Annotated in this window: 14 protein-coding genes and 1 pseudogene; 5 read left to right on the top strand and 10 right to left on the bottom strand. The window is 70.0% G+C overall.

The window, feature by feature from the left end; genetic code table 11:
- Window positions 1-141: 141 nt before the first annotated feature.
- The 3 genes from ligD to CEK68_RS13900 form a co-directional block, all read right to left on the bottom strand.
- The gene (gene ligD / locus CEK68_RS13910) at window positions 142-2,787 is read right to left on the bottom strand and encodes a DNA ligase D (RefSeq protein ID WP_152239717.1); all 2,646 of its coding nucleotides are present in this window, start codon (window positions 2,785-2,787) and stop codon (window positions 142-144) included.
- A 19-nt stretch (window positions 2,788-2,806) separates the two neighbouring features.
- Window positions 2,807-2,983 (bottom strand): DUF3606 domain-containing protein, encoded by a 177-nt coding sequence (locus CEK68_RS13905; protein WP_152239716.1) that lies wholly within the window; start codon window positions 2,981-2,983, stop codon window positions 2,807-2,809.
- A 167-nt stretch (window positions 2,984-3,150) separates the two neighbouring features.
- Entirely contained in the window at window positions 3,151-5,541 is a 2,391-nt protein-coding gene (locus CEK68_RS13900; protein ID WP_226977880.1) for a TonB-dependent receptor, read from the bottom strand.
- A gap of 618 nt (window positions 5,542-6,159) precedes the next feature.
- Between CEK68_RS13900 and CEK68_RS13895 the strand changes: the two genes are divergently transcribed.
- Together CEK68_RS13895 and CEK68_RS21465 are read left to right on the top strand one after the other, a co-directional pair.
- Complete coding sequence (locus CEK68_RS13895) at window positions 6,160-6,546, top strand: BlaI/MecI/CopY family transcriptional regulator (protein ID WP_017909741.1); 387 nt, start codon at window positions 6,160-6,162, stop codon at window positions 6,544-6,546.
- A 3-nt stretch (window positions 6,547-6,549) separates the two neighbouring features.
- Window positions 6,550-7,731: pseudogene (locus CEK68_RS21465) on the top strand (M56 family metallopeptidase); the annotation flags it as partial.
- Window positions 7,732-8,637: 906 nt separating this feature from the next.
- Here CEK68_RS21465 and CEK68_RS13885 read toward each other — a convergent pair.
- Entirely contained in the window at window positions 8,638-9,747 is a 1,110-nt protein-coding gene (locus CEK68_RS13885) for a ribonuclease H-like domain-containing protein (protein WP_343194013.1), read from the bottom strand.
- Window positions 9,744-12,257, bottom strand: a complete 2,514-nt coding sequence (locus CEK68_RS13880) for a DEAD/DEAH box helicase (protein ID WP_150410059.1) — start codon at window positions 12,255-12,257, stop codon at window positions 9,744-9,746. The genes CEK68_RS13885 and CEK68_RS13880 overlap by 4 nt, the downstream gene beginning before the upstream one ends.
- Before the next feature lie 339 nt (window positions 12,258-12,596).
- Here CEK68_RS13880 and CEK68_RS13875 point away from each other — a divergent pair, with 339 nt between their 5' ends.
- The 3 genes from CEK68_RS13875 to CEK68_RS13865 all read left to right on the top strand — a co-directional run bounded on the left by CEK68_RS13875 (window position 12,597) and on the right by CEK68_RS13865 (window position 14,431).
- Window positions 12,597-13,070, top strand: a complete 474-nt coding sequence (locus CEK68_RS13875) for a hypothetical protein (RefSeq protein ID WP_152239715.1) — start codon at window positions 12,597-12,599, stop codon at window positions 13,068-13,070.
- Between the two features lie 118 nt (window positions 13,071-13,188).
- Window positions 13,189-13,851 (top strand): hemolysin III family protein, encoded by a 663-nt coding sequence (locus CEK68_RS13870; protein WP_153751676.1) that lies wholly within the window; start codon window positions 13,189-13,191, stop codon window positions 13,849-13,851.
- A 103-nt stretch (window positions 13,852-13,954) separates the two neighbouring features.
- Window positions 13,955-14,431 carry a hypothetical protein gene (locus CEK68_RS13865; protein ID WP_193314204.1) on the top strand — a complete coding sequence of 159 codons (477 nt, stop codon included), beginning with the start codon at window positions 13,955-13,957 and terminating at the stop codon, window positions 14,429-14,431.
- 37 nt (window positions 14,432-14,468) lie between these two features.
- Here CEK68_RS13865 and CEK68_RS13860 read toward each other — a convergent pair whose 3' ends face one another.
- From CEK68_RS13860 to CEK68_RS13840, 5 genes are all read right to left on the bottom strand, one after another.
- Window positions 14,469-15,377 (bottom strand): hypothetical protein, encoded by a 909-nt coding sequence (locus CEK68_RS13860; RefSeq protein WP_152239714.1) that lies wholly within the window; start codon window positions 15,375-15,377, stop codon window positions 14,469-14,471.
- A 68-nt stretch (window positions 15,378-15,445) separates the two neighbouring features.
- Entirely contained in the window at window positions 15,446-17,140 is a 1,695-nt protein-coding gene (locus CEK68_RS13855; RefSeq protein WP_152239713.1) for a peptidoglycan-binding protein, read from the bottom strand.
- A 51-nt stretch (window positions 17,141-17,191) separates the two neighbouring features.
- Window positions 17,192-18,361, bottom strand: coding sequence for a lysozyme inhibitor LprI family protein (locus tag CEK68_RS13850; RefSeq protein WP_152239712.1), 1,170 nt, complete (start codon window positions 18,359-18,361; stop codon window positions 17,192-17,194).
- Between the two features lie 121 nt (window positions 18,362-18,482).
- Window positions 18,483-19,040, bottom strand: a complete 558-nt coding sequence (locus CEK68_RS13845) for a lysozyme inhibitor LprI family protein (RefSeq protein ID WP_152239711.1) — start codon at window positions 19,038-19,040, stop codon at window positions 18,483-18,485.
- A gap of 97 nt (window positions 19,041-19,137) precedes the next feature.
- Window positions 19,138-20,961 (bottom strand): family 43 glycosylhydrolase, encoded by a 1,824-nt coding sequence (locus tag CEK68_RS13840; protein ID WP_193314203.1) that lies wholly within the window; start codon window positions 20,959-20,961, stop codon window positions 19,138-19,140.
- Between the last annotated feature and the right edge of the window lie 31 nt (window positions 20,962-20,992).

The raw sequence follows: 20,992 nt of genomic DNA, 5'->3' as shown, positions 1-20,992 counted from the left end.
TCGGCTTTTCCCTTCTCCCCTCGGGAGAAGGTGCCCCGCAGGGGCGGATGAGGGTACGGGTGGCTCGCGATCAATGTCAGCGAGTCGCTTCGCGCTCCGACCCTCACCCCAACCCCTCTCCCGGGGGGAGAGGGGCTTTGCTCACTCCGTTTCGGCCCAGCGCGACAGGTTCTGCTTCAGCGCGTCGATGCCGGCCCAGGGATCCTTGCGTCGCCGTTTCAGCTTGGCGGGGACGTCGCGCAGCTTGAAGGCGTCGGCGCGGTGCAGTTTGGACAGGTCGCTCCAGGCCAGCGGCATCGCCACCGGGGCGCCGGCGCGGGCGCGCAGCGAGTACGAGGCCACCGCGGTGGCGCCGCGGCCGTTGCGCAGGTAATCGACGAAGATGCGCTGGTTGCGCAGGCGCTTGCTGGCGGTGGCGAGGAAGCGGTCCGGTTGCGACTGCGCCAGCGCGTCGGCGAAGCCATGGGCGAAGCGCTTGGTCAGGTCCCAGTCGCAACCCGGGGCCAGCGGCACCACCACGTGCAGGCCCTTGCCGCCGGACACGCGCAGGAACGATTCCAGCTCCAGTTGCGCGAGCAGCTTGCGGATGTCGGTGGCGGCGCGCTTGACCTCGGCGAAGGGCACGTCCGGGCCTGGATCCAGGTCGAACACCACGCGGTCGGCACGCTCCGGGGACGCGGCATGCGCGCCCCACGGGTGGAACTCCAACGCATTGAACTGCACCAGTTCCAGCAGCCCAGCCGCATCCTCGACCACCAGGTACTCGGCCTGGGTGCCGCTCTCTTCCTTCAACCGCACCGACGACACCAGTTCCAGCCCGGCGGTGTGGTGCTTCTGGAAGAAGCACGCGCGTTCGGCACCGGCGGGGCAGCGGATGATCGACAGCGGGCGACCGGCGATCTCCGGCAGCAGGTGATCCATCACCGCGCTGTAGTAGTCCCAGACCTCGCGCTTGGTCGCGCCGATGTCGGGGAAGACCACGCGGCCCGGGCTGGACAGGGTCGGCGGCGTGCGCGCGGTGCCCGTGGTCGCGACGTCGCGCTTGCTGCGCCGAGGGTCGCTGATATTGGTTTCGCTCGACTTCGCCGCCTTCGCCACCTTGGTTGCCTTCGTTGTTTTGGCCGTTGCGTCTGCCTTGGCTTTCCTGGCCGCCGGCGTCGCCCGCGCCGCCGCCGCGCGCGGTGCCGGTGCGTCGGCATCGCCCAAGTCGGCGATGTCCTTGTCCGGGCGCACCGCCTTCAGCGAGGCCTGGCGCAGCAACTGCTGTCCGCCGATGCCGCGGTAGAACACCTCCACCACGAAGCGCGGCGCGAACCAGCGCGCGCTGCGCAGGTCGGTCTCGGTGGTGGGCACGTGCACGCTGGGCGTGGCGCTGCCGGCCTTGCCGATCAGCGCGGTCAGCTCGCGCAGCAGCGCGTCGGAGAAGCCGGAGCCGACCCGCCCGACGTACAGCCAGCCATGCTCGGGATCCGGCCGCGCCAGCAGCAACGCGCCGAAGCCGCTGCGGCTGCCCTTGGGTGCGGTGTAGCCGACCACCGCGAATTCGTCCGAGCGCAGCTGCTTGGTCTTGCGCCAGTCGTCGCTGCGGCCGCCGTGGTAGCCGCGGTCGGCGCGCTTGGAGACGATGCCTTCGAAGTGCTGCGCGCCGGCGAGCTGAAATGCGGCTTCGCCGTCGCCGTCGATATGCGAGCTGAAGGCCAGGTGCGTATCGGCGCCCTGCAGCAGCCGCTGCAACAACGCCTTGCGCGCGGACAGCGGTGCGGCGGCGATGTCGATGCCGTCCAGGTGCAGCAGGTCGAACAGGGCCAGCGCCAGCGTGCCCTGGCGCTCGCCGGACAGCACCGCCTGCAGCAGGTTGAAGTCCTCCTTGGTCCCCTTGCCGGCGATCAATTCGCCATCCAGCGCCGCCGAGCGCAGGCCCAGTGCGGCGATGGCGTCGCGGATCTCGGGGATCCTGTCGGTCCACTCGATCGCGTTGCGCGACCACAGCCGCACCACGCCGTCGGCGACGGTGGCCAGGATCCGGTAGCCGTCCCACTTGATCTCGTGGATCCACTGCGCGCCCTGTGGCGGCGCGTCGCCGAGCCGGGCCAGTTGTGCGGTGAACGGCCCGTCCGGCGCCGCCGCCGGCACCGCGCCGGGCAGCGCCTCGGCCAACTTGGCCCAGTTCGTGCGGCGGCCTTTGCGTACCGGCGCAGCCACGACCGTGGCCTTGCGTTTGTCGGGTTTGCCGGCGCCGGCGCGCTTGACGTCCCGCGCCGGCGCCGCGGTGACATCGGCCAGCAGGTCGTCGGCCTCCAGGTCGCTGGCGAAGGCGTCGTCCTCCTTGAACAGCAGCCACTGCGGTTGCCGCGCCGGCTTGCCCGAGCGCACCAGGTGCCAGCCGCCCTTGAGCTTGTCGCCGAACAGTTCGAAGCGCAGATGGCCCTTGGCCAGTTGCGCCTGCGGATCGTCCGCGCTGCTCCACACGCCGTGATCGAACTGGGCGACGTGGCCGCCGCCGTATTCGCCCTGCGGGATCTCGCCCTCGAACGTGGCGTAGTCCAGTGGATGGTCTTCCACTTCCACCGCCATGCGCTTGACCTTGGGGTCGTAGCTCGGCCCTTTCGGCACCGCCCAGCTCTTCAGCGCATCGCCGACCTGCAGGCGGAAATCGTAATGGCGGCGGCTGGCGTGGTGCAGCTGCACGACGAAGATCGGCCGCTGCCCCGCCGGCACCGGCTTGCCCGGCTCCGGCTCGCGGGTCTTGTCGAAGCGGCGCTTGCGGCGGTAGTCGGCGAGGCTCATGGCGCGGGCCCGGCCCGCGTCACGTGCGCAGGCGCGCGCGGACCGCGGCGGCGCTGCTGCCCACGGCCTGCACGGCGGCGCGCAGCTCGTCGGCGGAGACGCCCAGCGCCTGCGTCCAGTCGCGCACTTCGTCGTCTTCGTGGAGGTTGATGCGGTCGCGATCGGGCGAACCGATGTTGCGGGTGTCGTCGCTCATGCCGATGTCCTGCTGTGCAGAAGCCGCTGCGGTCGTGGGGCGCCGCGTGTGGCGGCGAGGGCCGACGGACGCGGCATGCGTCGGCGGACCGGTTCGGAAACTTCTAGTCGCGCCGGCGTGGCATCGCTGTGAACGCCGTGTCTGCCCCATGCATGCGCGCCGCATGCTCAGAACGCCAGCGAGGTACTGAACAACACCTGCCGCGGCGCGCTGCGCTGCAGCGTCTGGTAGTCACCGGCAAAGGCCGAGCCCGCGATGTTGGCGGTACCGATGTTGTGACGATCGAGCAGGTTGCTCACGTCCAGGCGCAGTTCCAGGCCCGGCAGCCGGCTGTCCGCGCCCAGCGTGTAGGCCGTGTACGCATTGACCTGCCAGAACGCCGGTACGCGCAGGTCGTTCTCGTAGGTGAAGGGCTGATGCAGGTACTCGGTGCTGGTGGCGCCGAAGCGCCAGTGGCGCACATGCGCCGACAGGTCGCTGACCAGCGACAGTTGCGGATAGCCCGGCTGCGCCTTGCCCTGGATCGGATAGACGTTGCCGTCGACGACGACGTCGCGGTCGTAGACCGAGCGCGCCAGCGCCACGCCCTGGTAGAACTGCAGGTGCGGGGTGAGGTCGACGGTCACGCCCAGGTCGGCGCCGAAGGTGTGCATCTTCGGCATCACCTGCACGGTGTTGACCTGCGCGAACTGGGTGCCGACCGCGGCCGACAGCAGGCGATGGCGGATGTCGCCGTAGAACACGTCCGCGGTGACGGTGGCGCGGTCGAAGCGATGGGTGCCGCCGACGGTGAGGTTCCAGTCCTGTTCCGGCTGCAGGTGGCGGGCGAGGCGGTCGAAGCTGGCCTGGTCGGGCACGGTCCAGGCCGAGGCGGTGTAGCCGATGTTGCCGCGCTGGGCGACGCGGAAGCCGTTCATCGCGCTGCCCAGGTCGATGAAGCCATCGGTCTGCGTGGTCGGGCTCCAGAACAGCGACAGGTGCGGCAGGAACGCGCTCTTCGCGCGCAGCGTGCCGGCCGCCGGTCGGTCCGGCGCATCGCCGACACCGCCGCCGCTGGTGCGGAAATCCACCGCCTTTGCCCCCAGGCCCAGCACGAGCGTGTCGCTCAGTGCGACGTCGTCGTGCACGTACACCTGGCGCGCGCGGGTGGTCCACTGCGAGACGTTGTCGGTCTTGAACGCCGGGCCGTACACATCCCACGGCCCGGTGGTGCGCAGCGGCCGGCCCTGCCCCAGCAGCGGCTCGGTGTACCAGGACGTCGCCGCGTCGGCGCTGCTGTGCTCCTGCCAGAGGCCGGCGCTGAGCGTGTGCCGGCCATGCACATAGGTCAGGCTGAGCAGACCGCCGGTACGCCGCAGGTGCGGCGCCTGCACCTGCTCGGAGAACGGCGCAGCGTCGGGCGAAGGCGTGGTGGGATCGCTCAGCGTGGCGCGGGTGTGGCTGCGCGCGCTGTAGACCTGCACGTGTCCGCTGAGCGTGTCGGAGATATGGAAGTCGTGCGAGAGCGAGGCGATGCGGTCGTCGGTGACCTGGCCGGTGTCGTACGGCAACAGCCCGGCCAGCGCGCCGCAGCGGTAGGTGCCGCAGGAGGCGTCGGCGTTCTGCGGCAGGGCGACGGCATAGGCCCTGGCGTAGTCGGGATAGAGACTGTCGGCGCGCCAGCCCAGCTTGCCGAGCATGTCGAAGGACAGGTTGTTGTAGCCCCACATCGCGGCGTGGCTGGCCGACAGGAACACGGTGAACGTACCCCAGGCCACGTCCTGGGTCGCCTTCACGTCGCCGCGCAGGAAGCGCTGGGTGCCGCCGCCCTGGTATTTGTCCGCGCCCAGCCGTTGCAGGTCGACCTGCAGCTTCGGGCCGTTGGCGCCGAGCTGCCCGCTCTGCGCGGAGACCGTGGTGACCCGGGTCGCGTCGCTGCCCACGCCCTGCTTGACGCGCAGGCCGGGCGTGTCCTTCGGTTCGCCCAGGCGGTACTCCAGCGCGCCGCCGTTGGCACTGCTGGAGAACACGCTCACCGGTGCCGCGCCGGGGCTGACCGTGATGGTGCCGATGGCGTCCGGCACGCCGACGTTGACCACGCTGGTGCCGGTCAACGACAGGAAGCCGCTGTCGTTCAACGGCACGCCTTCGAAGGTGATGCCCATTTCGTTCATGCGGAACCCGCGCACGAACAGGCTGGTGGCGGAGACGTCCAGGCCCAGCCCGTCGGTGGCGGTGTAGCTGGCGCCGGGCACGGTCTTCAGCCGCGCCAGGCCGTTGCTGCCGGCGAGGTCGGCGTCCATGTCGCCGGCATTGATGACATAGCGGTTCGGGCCCACCACCTGGGTGGGCGCCACTGCGGCCGCATGCGGCGAGGCCACCACGTCCAGTGCGGACAACGTGGTTGGGGTGGTGTCGGTATTGCTGCTGGCAGCCTCGTCCGCGGCGTGCGCCGTGGAGGCGGCGAGGCCGGCGACCAGCGCCGCAGACAACAACGACGGCGCGCACTTGTGCCTGAGGCGATGCGGTGCAGAGATCGGCAGGGTGGCGGCGCGGAGACGGGAGGAGGTCGCGTGCATGGTTGGATCCGGCGTGGAGTGGGAAGCGGTGGCGCACGCGCGCACCCAGCGCAGGACCGCCTGTTCGCGGCGGCGTCCGGCTGGCTGTGCGGTTGCGATGACAGTGCGCCGGCGCTGCGGCGCGGACCCGGGAAGATGGCGCGCGGCAGGTGCGGCGCCCCGCTCCGGATCGATGGAGAGAACGGCGCAGCTGCGGCAGCGCGCTTCCCGCGGTGAATACAGCGGCGTGAAGCGATGCGGGAAATTCTTGCATCGCATGTGCGCTTGCACCATTGCGCATTGGTACAGCGCTGCCTGCTGCGCGTATGTGGTGCGATACCTGGGTATAGGGCGCTGGTGCCGCTGCGCGAACGAGGCTGGATCAGCGCCGACGTCTACGGCGAATGCATGCACGGTGGCCGGGGGGCCGACCTCATGCTGCTGCACGCGTGCGCGAGACATGGGGTCGAATGCTCAGGACCGATGCGGCTCCACCGGCAGACGCCGGGTGCGGCTGGCCTCGCGGAGGGGCGCCATCGCCAGGCTTGCAGACGCCTGCCGCCCATGACCTGCGACCTATTGACGACAGTTGTCGTCATGGGTAGCTTTGCCGACACGTGTAGTCATCGGAGTGGGCGGATGCGCCGCAAATCGATCGGGGATCAGGAACTAGCCCTGCTGCAGTACATCGCCGAACACGGCGATGCCAGTGTCGGCGAGGTCGCCGCCGGGTTCGGCGAGGCGCGCGGGCTGGCGCGCTCGACCGTGCTGACCATGATGGAGCGCCTGCGCGCCAAGGCCTATCTGCGTCGCCGCCAGGTGCAGGGCGTGTACCGCTATGCCGCCACCAGCGGCCAGGACGACGTGGTGCGCAGCGCGGTCGGCAGCTTCGTCGAGAAGACCCTGCAGGGCTCGGTCTCGCCGTTCGTGGCCTGGATGTCGCAGCGCGCCGAGGTCAGCGACACGGAACTGGCCGAACTGGAGGCCCTGGTGGCCAAACTGCAATCGCAACGGCGGGAGGACTGAGCCATGCACAGCCTGCTGGGGACGGACGTGTTCGAGACTCTGTTGTCGCGGCTGCTGGCGACCAGCGTGCAGACGCTGGTGCTGGTCGCGCTGATCTGGGCGCTGTGCCGCTGGCTGCCGACCCTGCCGGCGGCGACGCGTTGCCGGTTGTGGTGGCTGGTCGCTGCGCAGAGCGTGCTGGGCCTGCTGTGGGCCGGGGCGGTGCAGCTGCCGGTGCTGCCGGCCGCGCCGGCGTCGGTGGCAGCGGCACCGGCGGCCGTCGCCACGGTGCTGGCGACGCCGGCAGGCGCTGCGACGCCGCGCATGTCCGCTGCGGTGCCCGCGCAGATCAACGTCAACGCCACCGCTGCCACCGCGGCGATCGCCGCCCCCCCGGCCACGACATCCTTGGCCGCCTTGCCGTGGGCGCAGGCGCTGGTGGCGCTGTGGCTGGCCGGCGTGCTGGTCTGCGCCGCGCACAGCGTGCTGGCCTACCGTCGCAGCCGCCAGCGTGCGCGCGAGGCGGCGCCGTGCACCGACACCGCCCTGCTCGGTGCGCTGCGCCTGGCGGCCGAGGCCCACGGCCTGCGCCAGCCGCCGCAGCTGCGGCTGTGTGAGCGCATCGATTCGCCGCAACTGATCGGGCCGTGGCAGCCGGTGCTGCTGCTGCCGGCGCGGCGTATGGACAGCCTGCGCGCCGACGATCTGGACATGGCGCTGACCCACGAACTGGTGCACCTGCAGCGCCGCGACCTGTGGTGGGGGTTGCTGCCGGCGGTGGCGCAGCACCTGTTCTTCTTCCATCCGCTGGTGCACCTGGCCAACCGCGAGTACGCCCTGGCCCGCGAGGCGGCCTGCGATGCGGCCGTGGTCGCCGGCCACCGCCATTGCCGTCACGACTACGCGCGGCTGCTGGTGCAGCTGGGTGTGGCACCGCGGCCCAGCGCCGGCCTGGCCAGCGCTTCGCCGACCTTCCTGAGCCTGAAACGGAGATTGCTGATGCTGCAGACCACGTCCGCTTTTCCGCGCCTGGGCGCGGCCCTGATCCTGACCGCGGTGGCCGTGCTCGGCGTGGCGCCGCTGCGCCTGGTGGCCCAGCCCGGCCATGCGCTGCCTGCCGCCGGCAAGCCGGCTCCCGTCTCCCCGGCGCAGGCCGCGGCGCCACCGAGCGAATACACTGCCGATGACGCGGCCCGCGAAGCGGCGCTTGCGGCGGCGGAGGCGCAGGCTGCCATGGCGGCTGCAGATGCAGCGAAGCAGGCAGCCGACGCGAGCGCAGCGGCGCAGGAGCCTGAGATGGAAGCCGCGAACGCGGCGGCCGCGGAGGCGGCCGATGCGGTCGATATGGGGGACGCCGGTGCCGCCGCCCGCGCCGCCAACGTGCCCGCAGTACCGCCGCCGCCGCCGCCGCCGCCCGCGCCGCCTGCGCGGCCTGCGCGGCCTGCAATGGTGGTCCCGGCGGTCCCGGCGGTCCCCGCGCCGCCGCCGGCCATCGGCTCGCGGATCAGCACGCGGTCGATGCAGAAAACCCACAACGGTCAACTCGAACAGTCGTATGTCCGGGTCAAGGGCAACCATTCGACGATGAGCGGCAGCAGCGACGAACTCGCCAGCATGAAGCGCGAGACCCAGGGCGATGGCCTGTGGTTCCGCCGCGGCGGCAAGCGCTACGTGGTGCACGATCCTGCGCTGCTGGCCCGCTTCGACGCGCTATTCGAGCCGATCGGCAAGCTGGGCGCGCAGCAGGGCGAGCTCGGCAAGCGCCAGGGAGCACTGGGCCGAGAGCAGGGCGAGCTGGGTCGTGAACAGGGCAAGCTGGTCCGGGAGAGCATTGCGCTGGCGGCGGACCGCATGGACTCCAACGGCATTGCCGCCAAGGCGCAAGCACGTGCCCAGACCGAACTGGCGCAGCGCCAGGATGCACTGTCGGCGAAGATGCGCGCGCTCGGCGAACAGCAGGCCGCGCTGGGCCGGCAGCAGGGCGAACTGGGTGCGCGTCAGGGCGAATTGAGCGCGCAGATCGATCGCGAGGTCGACCGCCTGTTCGATGCCGCCATCGCCGCGGGCAATGCGCAGCGGCTGGAGTGATGTCGCCGGCGGCGTGCGCAGCGCCTACGCCGACGCCGCAGCCGCCAGCGCGCGTTCCTCGGCCTCGGCGGCGACCAGGCGCTGCAGCAGCAGCGCCAGCGTGACCACGTCCTGGTGGTTGTGCGCGGCGACGCGGCGCAGGTTGCGCGCGTTGCCGCCGCGCAGGTAGCTCAGCCACGCCGCTGGCGCTTCCGAGCCCGGCAGGTCGTCCTCGCGCACCACCCGCAGCAATTGCCGCTCGATGGTGGCGAGCTTGCAGTTCTCCCAGGTGCCGCGGTAACGGCGGCGGGTGGGATGCAGCAGATCCACGTGGTCCAGCGCCGACAGCGGATCGGCGCAGCGCGCCAGCCGGTAGCGGGTCTTCAGCAACGGCGCGTCGTAGCAGCGGCCGTTGTAGCTGGACAGCACGGTGCCCGGCCGCAGCCAGGCGCGGAACGCTTCCAGCATCGCTTTCTCCGCGCCCATCGTGGTCATCAGCAACTGGCGGATGCGCAGGCCCGGGCCGTCGGCCGGATGCACGCTCCAGTCGGCCGCGCCGATCATGAAGGCACGGGTGCCGGTGCCGCCGGCCAGGCCGGTGGTTTCGGTGTCGAAGAACAGCAGGTCGGTGGGGTCCACCGCGTCCTCGCGGCGGGCGAAGGCCAGCGACAGCGCGCCGGCGGGAATCGGCTGCGGCAGGAACGCCTCGATCAGGTGCAGCCCGGGTGCGATCTCCACCCCGGGCAGGTGCCGGTCCGGCGCCGCGGCCAGTTTGCGTGGGGATGCAGCCGCGGTGGGCGCGACCGCACGCTCGCGCAGGCCGAGCAGGCGCCGCAGCGCGGACACATCGGTGCCGCCGCGGTCGAACGGGGCGATGGCGATGGGCGGCGCTACCGCGGTATCGGCGCCGCCGCTGCGCGGGGGAGCGGGTGGCGTGCGTGGGGCCGGCGTTGCAGTTGCCTGCGATACGACCTCGCGCGGCTGCGGCGCTGCCTGCCGCGGCGCGTGCGTGGGCGTCGCCGCCACAGCGTCCGTGCGCGACGCACGCGGCGCGTCGGCTGCGGTGGGATTGCCGGAGTACGCCGGCGTGCGCTCGGCGCTGGCATCGCCGGCCTGCCGGCGCAGCGCGCGCAGGCGCTCCAGGCTGATGCTCATGCGCTCCACTCCGGCAGCGCATCGGCATCGGCATCGATGGCGATCGTGGTTGCGCCGTGCGCGTCCAGCGCCGTGTCGTCCTCGCCGTCGAGCAACAAGCGCAGCACGCGCAACGCCAGCGCCCGAGGCGTGGTCGCGCTTTCCTCCTGCGCGGCCAGCACCGGGCCGACGCAGGCCGGGCAGCCGGCCACGCAGTCGCAACCCTGCACCAGTTCGCGCGCGCGCTGCACCAGTTCGGCCTGGCGCCGCCACAACGGCTCGCTGAGGCCGACGCCGCCGGGGAAGTTGTCGTACAGGTACACGGTGGGCACGAACTGCTGCAGTTCGACGCTGGCCGGCTCGCCGCTGTCGCCACCGCGCAACTGGCCGCGGCCCTTGGCGTCGGCCACCGCGAACCAGGCGCCGTCGCCGTCGCCCACCGCCTGCTGCAGATCGCGTGCGTCGGCCATCACCGCCACCGTGGCCACCACGTGCAGCGCGTAGGCCGCGCCCAGGAAACCGTCCAGCGCGTCCTGCTTGCTGCCGAACGCCTTGAGCAGGGTCGCCTGCGGCAACTGCCACCACACCGCGGTGGTGTGCAGTTCCTGGTCGGGCAGGTTGACCGGGCCGTAGCCGATGTTCTCGTGGGTGTAGTAGCGGATCTTCTTGTAGCCGGCCACGCGCCGCACCACGTGCACCTCGCCGTGGTGCGCGTCGCCGCGCCCGGCCGCGCCGCCGTCGAAGCGGTCCAGCACCTTGAGCTTGGTGAAGTCGATGCTGTCGGTGTAGTAGTCCACATGGGTGCGGGTGACGTAGGCCTTGCGGCCTTCCCAGTCCAGCTTTTCCACCTGGTAGGGCGTGCTCTGCACCATGTGGATGGCGCCTTCGTACAGGGTCAGCGCGGCGGCGGAATAGTCCACCTCGGCGATGATCTGCTGCTTGCCGTCGGTCTTGTCCACCACCACGAAGTTGCCGTCGGCCACCGAGCGCAGGCTCACCGCATTGGCCGGGTAGCTGTCGGCGATCCACTCCCAGCGGTCGCCTTCCTGGTGCACCACCTCGCTCTCGGCCAGCGCTTCCAGGAACACCGCCGGGTCCACCGGGCCGAACGCCTCGCCGGCGACGAAGGTCAGCTCGAACGCGGCGCAGCGGATGTGGTCGAACAGGATCAGCGGCTGGTCCGGGGCGATACGGGCGTGTTCCGGCGAGGCATCGGCGAAGAAGTCCGGGTGCCGCACCACGTACTGGTCCAGCGGCTGCGAACTGGCCACCAGCACGCCCAGCGCCGGCTGCTGGCGACGTCCGGCGCGGCCGAAGCGCTGCCAGGTGGCGGCGACGCTGCCGGGGTAGCCGTTAAGCACCACCACGTCCAGCGCGCCGATGTCCACGCCCAGTTCCAGCGCCGAGGTGGAGACGATGCCGTCGATGCTGCCGGCGCGCATCGCCCGCTCGGCCTCGCGGCGCTCGCTGGGCAGGTAGCCGCCGCGGTAGGCGCGGATGCGCGGCGGCTTGCGCGGGTCGTGGTCGAAGATGTCCTTCAGGTACTTGGTCAGTACCTCCACCATCAACCGGGTCTGCGCGAACACCAGGGTCTTGAGCCCGGACTTGATCGCGATGCGCGCGATGCGGTTGCTCTGCGAGCGCGCCGAGGCGCGCAGGCCCAGGTCGGCGTTGACCACCGGCGGGTTCCACAGCAGCACGTGCTTGTCGCCGCTGGGCGCGCCGGAATCGGTGATGGCGTGCACGCGCTGCTCGATCAGCGCCTCGGCATGCGCGCGCGGGTTGCCGATGGTGGCCGAGCACAGGATGAACTGCGGCGTGACGCCGTAGAACGCGCAGATGCGCTTGAGCCGGCGCAGCACGTTGGCGACGTGGCTGCCGAACACGCCGCGGTAGGTGTGGATCTCGTCGATCACCACGTAGCGCAGGTTCTCGAAGAACTGCGCCCACTTGGTGTGATGCGGCAGGATCGCCTGGTGCAGCATGTCCGGGTTGCTGACCACGATGTCGCCGTGCAGGCGGATCGCCTGGCGCGCATCGCCGGGGGTGTCGCCGTCGAAGGTGAAGGCCTTCACCCCGAGGTCGCCGGCACGGTTGAGGTCCAGCAGCTCGGCAACCTGGTCCTGCGCCAGCGCCTTGGTCGGGAACAGGTACAGCGCCTTGGCCTGCGCGGTCATCGCCGCGGCCACCACCGGCAGCGTGTAGCACAGCGACTTGCCCGAGGCGGTGGGGGTGACGATGGCCACGTGCTCGCCGCGCTGCGCCGCGTCCCAGGCCTCGGCCTGGTGGCTGTACAGCTGCGCGATGCCGCGTTCGCGCAATGCCGCGGCCAGCGCCGGCGGCACGTCGTCCGGGATCGGCGCGTAGCGGCCGGCCTGGCCGGGGATGGTGAAGCTGCCGGTGATGCGGTCGTGGTAGCGGCGCTCCAGCCGCGCGCTGAGCAGGGCGCCATCGCGCGAGGGCATCCCGTCGGTGGTGGACAGGGCGCGCTCGGCGTCCTCGGTGCGCGGGGCTAAGGCGTGGGCGGGCATCGGCACGGCTCTCAAAGCGGAACAGGGAAGCGAAATCGCGTCTCAGGGTATGAGACGGAAGCCGTCGAGGCGAGGCGGGCAGGCTGAGCGGATTCAGGCTGGGTGATTGCATGGGGAACGCATCGCTGTTCGCACTGCATGCGGCGGCCGGTTGGCGATGCGTGCCGGTCCTGCGCGTCTATACCGACAAAGCAGCCATCTGTGCCGATGCCACGTCCTCGGCAGCGCGTACTACGCAGATCAGGCTTGTGCCGATGGCCGTGTCCCGCGCGCGGCGCGAGGCTTTCGCTACCCGTCGTGCAATGACGGACCGTGTTCACACACTCAGGAGCGAATACCATGGTCACCGCCGAATTTCTGCAGGATAACGGCTTCAGCAACAAGGCGTCGGTCGACGCCAACGTCTACATCAAGGATGTCACCAAGGCCCTGCCGTCTTCCGGCAACCTGCATGCGCATCTGAAGGTCACATTTGCCGATGCGCAGCGGGTGGCGTTCGAGATCCACGGCACTATCCGCGTCGACGCAGACGCGCAGGCATTGGGCAAACGTAGTGGCGACGACAGCACCATCGGTCGCGCTCTGTGGGTGTACGCGGATAGCACGTTCCGCACGTCGGTCGAAGCCGCCTTTTGGCAGGAGCAGGGCGGCGTCACCCCGTCCCAGCTCAAGACCTATGCACGTAAGCTGAAGGAACAAGTGCGGCAATGGGAGCAGGCACTGGAGCGCGAAGGTGCCGATAGCCATCCTTCGCCGGCAGGAAACAAGCGCGCACTCGACGATCTGGACACGCGCTATCCGCTCGGTAACTAATCGCCAGCGCGGTCTTGGCAGGATGCTGCGCGTGGCGAAGCAGGGATCAGCCGCTACGCGCGTATCCTGTGCGTCCCCCAGCACCAAGGCACCGCTTCCCGGAGTGCCGAAGATCGCCTTGTCCGCATCGACTTCCTCGCCAGCCCCGCACTACCGCACCGCCGCCGCGCGCCGCGCCGATCTGCTCGTGCATGCCGCCGGCCTGCTGCTGGCCGTGGTCGGCGGCGCGCTGCTGGTCTGGCGCGCCCATGCCAACGACGCGCTGATCGTGGCCACCAGCATCTACGCGCTGGGGCTGCTGACCATGTTCGCCTGCTCGGCGGCGTACAACTTCGCCCCGCCGCAGCGCCAGCCGGTGCTGCGCAAGCTCGACCACGCCGGCATCTTCGTGATGATCGCCGGCTCCTACACGCCGTTCTTCGTGCTGGCGCTGTCCGGCGCCTGGGTCTGGTCGATGACACTGGCGGTGTGGGGCGTGGCGCTGTTCGGGGTGTTCGCCAAGCTGTTCCTGCCCGGCATCGCCAAGGGCTTCTGGGTGGCGATCTACCTGCTGCTGGGCTGGGCGGGCATGGCGGCGGTCAAGCCGATCGTGGCCGGGCTGGACACGCCGGTGCTGTGGCTGATCGCTGCCGGCGGGGCGATCTACACGGTGGGCGTGGCGTTCTACGTGCGCAAGTCGATGCTCTACAACCGTGCGATCTGGCATGCGCACGTGCTGGGCGGCGCACTGGCGCACTGGTGCGCGATCTGGCTGTGCCTGCGCCCGCTGTCGGCGACGTGAACGGTGGCGCCGATGCGCTAGAGATGGCCGTGCCGCGTCCGTAAGCTCGGGCGTCATGGACAGCATGCACACAGCGGATCCGAACGGCCGGCGCCTGCGCACGATGCTGGCAATCGCCTTGCTGGCGACGTGCGCGAATGTGCAGGCACAACAGGCCGCGCCCGCCGCACCGGCCGCTGCGCCGCCGCCGCCCTCGGTCGCACCGCCGTCCACATCCGACGCCGCTGCGCAGCCCGACATCCAGACCCTGGGCGAAGTGCGCGCGCTGCCGCCGGACGAGGGCGAGCCGCTGGACCTGTATCGCTTCAAGAATCCGGTGTCGCCGCCGCCCAACCGCTTCGACAAGGACTGGCGGCCGCCGCCCTCGGTGGAGCAGGTCAGCCAGAGCGGCGGCTACATCGCGCTCGGTGTCTACTACCTGGCCGGCAAGGCGGCCAAGGGCCTGCACGCGCTGACCGGCGGCCCCGAGCAGGTCCAGGCTGCCGTCGCGCGGCCACCTCCACAGCTGAGCGAGGCCGAACTGCAACGCGCCATGAAGGTGTGCGCGGAACAGGGCGGGGGCTGCGCAGCGGGGCCGTGAGCGCGCCGCCGCGCAAGCGTCGCCCACCTCGGCGACCTCAGCCGCAGGCCCAGTCCAATCGCAGGTCCTGGATGTCCAGTTGCGCGATGCCGCCGCCGAAGTTGTAGCCGCCGAAGGCCTCGTCGAACTCGATGTAGTACGGGCTGAAGTCCGGGATGCCCTGTATCGGGCGCATGGTGCCGCCGAGGTGGTTGATGGCGTGGCCGGCGGCCCAGTCGTGTTCGCGGTAGTGCTCGCGGCTGACCACGCCGTCCTGCCAGTAGTAGAACGGCTGATAGCCGCCGGGATCGGGCGCGTCGCCGAACGTCTCGCGCGGCGGTACGCCGGCATTGGGATCGTGCTCGCGCAGGCGCAGCCGCAGCGGACGATGCAGGGCGAAACGGTCCGGCGCCTGCGGCAGCGGCACGCTGCGCGCGTCCCACGCTTCGCAGACTGTCGCGCTTCCGACCTGCAACCATTCCGGCGGCGGCGTCTGCTGCAGCAACGGGCTGTCCACCAGCGGCGGCGGTCGGCATGGCGCGCCATCCACCTCTTCCTGCCGCAGCAGGATCAGCGCATAGGCGCAGTCCAGCAGGTCCTGCATGCGCCGCAGCCGCGGGTGGGCCTGCAGCGCGCGTTCGCGGAACGGTTGCAGCGCCGGGTCGGCCAGCGCCTGCGCAGGCGTGGCGATCGCGGCGTGCATCCCGTCCACTGTTCCGGCCGGGCCGCCGTCGTTATGGTCCGGCGCGGTGGCGAAGAACGACACCGCGACGATGTCCGGGCCGTGCACGCGGTAGTCCGGTGGCAGCCGCAGGGTGAAGCCGTGCTGCATCGGATAGCCGCTCCACGGATCCAGCGGCCATTGCGCCGCGGCGATGCCCGGCGGCAGGCCGAAACACCAGCCGTCGCTGTCGGGAGCGGGCGCGCCGTCCTGCCAATCTCCGGGTTCGATGTCGTAGGCGTGCATCGGAACGTTCTCCAAGGTGTGGTGAGACTGCAGGGTCCAACGTCGCGATGCCATCTGCGGGTGACGTGTCAGCCCATGCCTTTGCCTTGTGCTTGACGCACCTGCGCGTCGAGCTGTTGCTCGCCGCCCAACTCGGCCTGCACGCTGGCTTGGCGTTGCTGCGATTGCGCCAGGGCACCGAAGGACACCTCCACTGGTGTCTTGATCGCCTGGTCGGTCGGCATGTGCGCGCGCAGGCTGGCGGGGTTGCGTGGATCGCCTTCGACGACGAAGACGTACTGCCCTGGTTCGGCCTGACGACCGCGTTCGCTGAGCAGCACATGATCGACCCGGGTAAGGCCGCTGCGTGTGGCGAGCTCGGTCAGGCTCGCCTTCATGCATGCGCTCGCCGTGTCGGACGCGCGGCCCAGTTGCCGGTCAAGTGCGTCTACGCCGTTGGAGCAGTCCTGATACAGCGAACTGTGCATGGCACCAGGCGTTGCCGACGTCGGTGCCTGGCCTTGTCGGCGATCTGGCGATGGTTCTTGCGCTGCAGGTGCGGATTGGGCGGGTTGGCCTGGTGCCTGCTGGCGGGTCTGGTACTCGGCCCTGGTATACGGCGGCGGTTGCGGCGGCCAATTTTCCGGACGGTCGAATTCGGTGGTCGGCGCTAGATGCTGGCTCACCGCGAACGCATTCAACTGTCGCCGCGTCTCCGTATCGGCGCGTCCGGTCTCCTGTAGCCCATTGGCTTTCTGGAACGCACGGACGCCGGTTTCGATGTGCTCGTCGTAAAGGCGGTCGCCGCTCCAGTTCGGAGGCGCATTCTGGATGTAGCCCAGGCCCTGCAACTGCCGGCGCAGTTCATAGACGGGTTCACCCTTCTCGCCTCGGCGGAGCTCCCCGTCCTTCAATGGCCCGTATAGGTCCGTCATGGTCTGGCGCTTGAATTGCGGCTGTGCCTGCAAGGTATCGGCGCGCAGTTCGGCCAGCATGGCGGCATCGACGCGGCCGGTTGGCTCTGCCACGCCTTTGCTGCGTTCGTACTGCTTGACCGCATGTTCGGTCCCGGCGCCGAAATCACCATCGGGCGAGATGGCCTTGCCCTTGCCATCGGTCATCCCCAACGCCGCCAGATACTGCTGTGCTTCGAAGACGGTTTGATTCGCATCGCCCTTGCCGACAGATACCGGCGGATTGGATGCAGCCGGCGCTTGCGCGGGCGCCACGCCCTCGCGTTGGGCGCGCTCTACCAGCGCCGGTACCGAAGCTTCCCACGTGCGCGCATAGCCGGCGATGGTTTGCACGCTTGCCGCATCACGGGGATTGATGATCGCGCGTGCGCCGGCATAATCCTGCTTGTCGGCGTTGATATGGGCGGCCAGGGTCTGTCCCGGCACGAAGTCGCCATCGCGCATGCCGGCGACGAGAATCTTCGTCGCAATGGCGGCTTCCGCAGCCCGGCCTGGCGATTGCACGAGTTCTCGGCCTAGCCCGGCCTTCTCGCCAAGCTTTTCGTACAACTCGACATGGGTGAGATGTGCATAGCCGCGGCCGTAATAGGCTTCGCCACCGTGATAGGACAGCGTCACGGCCTGCTTTCGCCCCCAGTCCTCTTCAGGTGCCTGGAAGTCTCTGGATTCGTGCTGTGCGGTGGCCAGCACATATGCGATCTGCCGGGTGTCGGTGACACCGTGATCCAGGCAGCTGCGGACGATCAGGTCGACCGACTGTTCGCGTGTCAGCCCGAATCCTGCGTTCTGCTTGCCGTATCCGTCGCTCATGGGAAGTCCTTGTCTCTCTGGGGCGTGCGAGGGCTGCGCCGTACTGGCTGGCTACTCGCAGAAATCGAGGGTCTTGCTGGAATGCCGCGTCGGTGTCGTTCCACGCAGTGCAAGCGTCACCATGGTGCGTTTGCATTGTCCTTCTTCCGACCACAGGTGCAGGGTCGTGCCGCTGATGCCGGAGAGTGTGAGGCCGCGTGTCGCCTGCGCGAGCTTCTCGCTCTTCACAAAGCGCTTGGCCTTTGGATCGAATAGATAATAGGTATAGGCGGGCGCGCCGAGGCGGCCGGAAAAGTCGGTCCACAACAGCAGATCGTCGTAGCTGTCACCATTGATGTCCGAGACGATCGCGGTATAGCGCAGGCCCTCGCTCTCTTCGCCCTGTTGGGCGATGGGGCCGCGGTAGGCGGCGACATAGTCCTGTTGATCCGCTGTCTTGTTCAAAAAGACCAGCGACGGGACAGGGATGGACTGTTTACCTGTTTGACGCTGCACCACGACCGTCGCGGGCGCGCAGCGCAGGAGTAGCCCGCCGGTGTCGCGACAATGCGCGTCTGCGACCTGCAGGCTTAGATCTCCCAGGGAAAACGCGACCTGTCCCGCCGCATCCGGCAGCCCAGTCGCAGTAAACACCTTCGCCACCGAGCCTGCATCGGGCGACGGCGTGATCGGCCTGGCGGCACTGATCGACGCGACGAACTGCGGATCGTTCAGTTGGCGCAGTCGGCCGATCGTCGTGGCCAGTCTGCATTGCTTGGCATCCAGGCGCATCGTCGGGCTTGCCTGCTCTGGCAGCTTGCAACGGTCCTGGTAGATCTGCGCGATCCACTGGCGCTGCGCGGCTTGCAAGGTCGATCGCTCTTTCGCGGAGAGCAGGGCCGCCATGCGGGCGCGGTAGACCCTGTTCAACTCGCCGTCCTGGTAGGCGAACTCCTCGTCCACGCAGCGTTCCCGCGCCTCCTGCTGCATCGCCTTGGAGAGACACTGCGAATATGTCGGACGCAGCGCGTCCTTCTGCAACGCCAACAACTCCGCGCCCGACGGCAAGGACGGAGCCGCCGCGACTGCGCCACTTAGCACGATCGCGGACAGGGCCCCGAGGCACCGGGTGCCGAGCCAGCGCGCGTGCGCCCATTTGAACGATGAGACAAGGCCAGGGTGCGGCAGTTGTGGCGACGTGCTCCGCTTACGAATCCGATCCCGTTGTTCCATGCCTGCCATCTCCGGCCTCCATGCAACGCCTTTGAAAGACCTCAACCGTGCGCTGCTGCCGGGGACAATCGCCCGCTCGGCACCGCAACACGCTGCCGCGTATCGTCCGACAACTTGCCTGTCGCTGCCCTCAACGCCCGCCGCGCGTATAGCCTTCCAGTTCGTCGGCGCGGGAGCTGATCCGGCGCAGGGTGGCTTCGGCGCTTTGCAGGCCCGCCTCCTGGCCGCGTGCGCCGAACGCACGGTCGAGCTGTGCGGCCTGGTCGTTGGACTGCTGCCAGGTGGACTGCGCGTCCATCAGGCGGGACCGGTCGGTACCGCTGATGCGGTAGCGCAGCTTGTCGTAGGCGCGGTCCAGGCGCTCCTGCTGCACGCGCTGTTCGCGCTGGATGCAGCGGCGGTTCTCGTCCAGGCCCTGGGCCTGCTTGCGGCAGTCGTGGTAGGCGGCGGACAGGCCATCGCTCGGTGCAGCGGCTTCGGCGCCGGCCGGCGGCATCTGCTGCAGTTGCTGCTGCATCTGCTGGATCTGTTGGGCCTGCTGCTGCAGCAGGCGCTGTTGTTGCTGCAGTTGCGCATCGCGCGGGTCGGTCTGCTGCGCGGCGGCATTGCCGCACACGCCGGCGACCATCGCGGCGATCAGCCAGGCGCGCAGCCGGCGCTGGTGCTGGGTTCCCTGGTGCTGGTGCATCGTCCTTCTCCTTCGATCGGCAACCGATCCTGCCGCGCGCCGCATCGCCGGTGCGCGGTCGAGGTGGGGCCAAGCATACGGGAAGGCGGTGATGGCTTCATGGCACGGCGATGCGGGCGCTCAGCGGGGAGACACCGCGCTCGTCGAAGGCTTCGACGGCGAACACGTAGTCCTGGTCGCGGTTCAGCGCCCGGATCTCCAGGTCGGTGCCGCGGTCGGCGAACACCTGGTAGGTGAGGTTGAGGCGGTCGGCACGCAGGCCCCAGCGCACGTTGTAGCCGACGGCGCCGGGCACCGCCTGCCAGTGCACGCGGGCATTGCGGCGGTCGGCCTCGCGCTGCGCGACAACACCGGTCGGCGCCGGCGGCGGGGCGCCGTCGGCGTTGCCGAACACGCGCAGGTCGCTGATCGCCAGGTGCGCGGCGCCGACGTGGCCGTGCACGTAGCGGATGTAGCGGGTGCGCACTGGCGCGGGCAGTTGCAGGTAAGCGTTGGGCCGGTCGCGGCGGTCGGCGCCGTCGCCGACCTCGGCCAGCGGCAGCCAGTGGCGGCCGTCGCGCGAGTGCTGCAGCCGGAACGCGGTGTAGATGTCCGGCGCATCGCCGTAGCGGCCGGCACCGTAGTCGGCGAAGTTGACCTGCACCGCGCGCACGCTGCGTTCCCCGCCCAGGTCCACGGTGAGGGTCTCGCCGGGCGTGTTGCGTGCGGCCACCCAGTAGCTGCGCGGGTCCTCGTCGGTGGCGCGGTCGGCGGCGAAGCCGTCCAGGGTGGACGAGGCGGTGGCCGGCTTGCGGTAGGACAACAGCATCCAGCCGGTGAACAGCGCCTCCGGGTCGGCCACCGGGCCGTCCGGCATCCAGTGCGGGAAATCGCCGAAGCGGGTGGACACGCGCATCTGCCCGTCGGCGGCGAAGGCGGCGGGGAACAGCACGATGCGCCGTTCGAAGGTCCAGTTGGCACCGATCCAGGCGGTGCCGCTGTTCCACCAGTTGCCGTGCGCGTCCTGGAAGGTGGAGCCGTGGCCGGCGCCCTGCATGAAGCCGCCGGGCTTGTAGGCCACCGGGTTGTACGTCGCATAGACGAACGGGCCGAGCGGGTGCTCGCCGACGTACACGCCGTTGGCGTAGGCGTTGTACTCGCTGCCGGGCGCGCCGTACTGCAGGTAGTAGCGGCCGCCGGTCTTGGTCATCCACGCGCCTTCCAGGTAGCTGCCGATCGGGCTGCCGTCGGGGAAGCGGGCACCGCGGTGGTCGGGGCCGAAGCGCTCCCAGCCGTGCTGCGCCGGGTCCAGCGCGAGCAAGGGCGTCGGCACGCCGCGGAAGGCGAACCCCTGCGCGTTGCGATCCATGGCGATGCCATACAGCGGATAGCGGTCCGACGAGCCCCAGTACAGGTACCACTGGCCGTCGTCGTCGATGAACAGGTCCGGGTCCCAGGGGCCGGGCGGCACGTCGCTGAGCGGGCGGCCCTTCATCTCAGTGCCGATCGGCTGGGCGCGCGGCAGCTTGGGCAGCAGCCGGGTCAGGAAGTCGAGCTTGCCGCTGGCCGGGTCGCGGGTCTGCAGCAGCGGGCGCGGTTCGAAGGCCGACTGCATGATCACCAGGCGGTCGCCGTCGGCCACCACCGCCGGCGCGACGATGCTCTCGAACGGCCAGCGGCTGGGCGTGACGAACTGCCAGTCGAGCAGGTTGCTGGAGCGCCAGTAGCCGTCGGCCAGGGTCTGGAACAGGTAGTAGGCGTCGCCGAAGCGCACGAACACCGGGTCGGCGCCGGTGCGATAGGAAATGCCTTCGTTGAGTTGCTCGAAGTTGTAGCGGTAATCCAGGTCGATCGGATTGGCGTAGCTGCGCTGGCCTGGCGCCTGCGCCGCGGCCAGCCCGGCGGACGCCAGCAGCGCCAGCGTTGCGAATGCTCTGAACATGGCGATGGCCTTCCCCCCGTGGCGGCGCCGG

Source organism: Xanthomonas sp. LMG 12461, assembly GCF_009192935.1.
GTDB classification, from domain to species: domain Bacteria; phylum Pseudomonadota; class Gammaproteobacteria; order Xanthomonadales; family Xanthomonadaceae; genus Xanthomonas_A; species Xanthomonas_A sontii.
This window is presented reverse-complemented; position numbering and strand designations above follow the sequence as displayed.